The organism is Pseudomonas sp. 21LCFQ010, from assembly GCF_024129905.1.
In the GTDB taxonomy this organism is placed as follows: Bacteria; Pseudomonadota; Gammaproteobacteria; order Pseudomonadales; family Pseudomonadaceae; genus Aquipseudomonas.
Genome location: NZ_JAMYDZ010000061.1, coordinates 1 through 1,849, shown reverse-complemented (window position 1 = coordinate 1,849; position 1,849 = coordinate 1). Strand labels below are relative to the sequence as shown.

1 pseudogene is annotated in these 1,849 nt (G+C 53.2%); it reads left to right on the top strand.

The annotated features are described in order from the left end of the window. Positions 1 to 419: 419 nt before the first annotated feature. Positions 420 to 1,721 (top strand): annotated as a pseudogene (locus NJC38_RS28965) (IS1182 family transposase); the annotation flags it as partial. Between the last annotated feature and the right edge of the window lie 128 nt (positions 1,722 to 1,849).

Genomic DNA, 1,849 nt, shown 5'->3' with positions numbered 1-1,849 from the left:
TTACCGGCGTACTCGAAATCGGAAAAGCTCATCTGACTCATGGGATGGCGGGCTTGTAGAGGGCAGTTGGACGGAGGGCTATTTCAGCACAGGTCAGATGGCCTGTGGTGACTTGATCGGAGAATCCCTAGTAGGATTTCTAGGTTGCTCTCTCTAAAAAAATTTCAGAAAATTTGAGCCAACCAAGCGCACTTAACCTACCAAAACATCCCATGGAACGGCGTGCTTAGCGACGAATGGAATTCGGTTGGGCTGCCCATTGAGTAATTGCATGACCTTGACCACACATTTGCGTTGGATCTGACCAGCGCACTGGGTGCGCCTTGACCGGCAGGAATCGTCCGATTCCGTTGAAAAAGTAGCTCTCTCGCTTGACTAGGGGCAAAATCTGCTCATCGGCCAGCGGGAGAGTACGCAGCATGATGGGACAGTTATCGAGTGGGCAGGACCGGCTTTTTTACTCTTTCAACCTTGAAGGCCACATCCCAAAAAATCATCTTCTGCGCAGCATTGATCGGTGCCTCGATCTGAGCGACCTGCGTCACTACCTCGCTGACTTCTATAGTCCGATTGGGCGTCCTTCGATTGATCCTGAACTGATGATCCGCATGCTGGTCATCGGCTATTGCTATGGCATTCGCTCCGAACGGCGCTTGTTTGAAGAGGCTCATTTGACCTGGCTTATCGCTGGTTCTGCCGGTTGAGCCTTGAGGATAAAGTGCCTAATCACTCGACGTTTTCTAAGAATCGACACGGCCGTTTCCGGGACAGCGATCTGTTTCGCTGGCTGTTTAATGAAGTGTTGCATCGCTGCATGGACGCTGGCTTGGTCAAAGGCGAAGGCTTTGCCGTGGACGCCAGCATCATCAAGGCAGATGTGAATCGGCAGCGCGGCGTACCCGGCGATGAGGAGGTCAACTGGAGCGACCCATCACTCAGTACGCGTGCCGTCCGTGAGTACCTCGAAGCACTCGATGAAGAGGCGCTGGCTGAAGCACTTCCCAAGCCTGTCGCTGACTGACCCTCTATCCCGTTGGACGGCCGCCCCAGGCGGACCAGCGTTTTTCGCCTATTCCACCAACTACCTGATTGATGTCGAGCATGGCGTGATCATGGACGTAGAACCGACACCGGCTCATCGAACGGCCGAGGTCGAGAGCACCAAAACCATGATTGACCGATTCGAAGAGTTGTTCGACATCAAACCGGATCGCTTAGTTGGCAACACCGCTTACGGCACAGCACCTATGTTGGCTTGGATGGTGGAAGAGAAAGATATCGAGCCGCATGTGCCGGTTTGGGATAAAACCGAGCGCAAGGACGACAGTTTTTCGATCAGCGACTTCCACTGGAACAAAGACGTTGAGGATTATCGCTGTTCTGCTTGTAAGGCATTACGTAGCGAATGGCGAGCTTTCAAGAACCTGCGCTCAGACGTTACGAAAGCCAACACCATCAACTTCCGATCCAGTCAAACCGACTGCGCGACATGTCCAATGAAAGCCAAGTGCTGCCCGAACACTCCGGTTCGTAAGATCGCCCGCAGTATTCATGAAGCGGCTCGCGATGTGGCTCGGCAAATCGCGAAGACACCGGAATATGTGCGCTCTCGTCACGAACGTAAAAAGGTAGAAATGTTATTCGCCCACCTCAAGCGCATCTTGAAACTGGATCGCTTGCGACTAGGAGGGATGAGTGGCGCGACCGATGAATTTACGTTAGGGATTCTCCGATCAAGTCACCACAGGCCATCTGACCTGTGCTGAAATAGCCCTCCGTCCAACTGCCCTCTACAAGCCCGCCATCCCATGAGTCAGATGAGCTTTTCCGATTTCGAGTACGCCGGTAA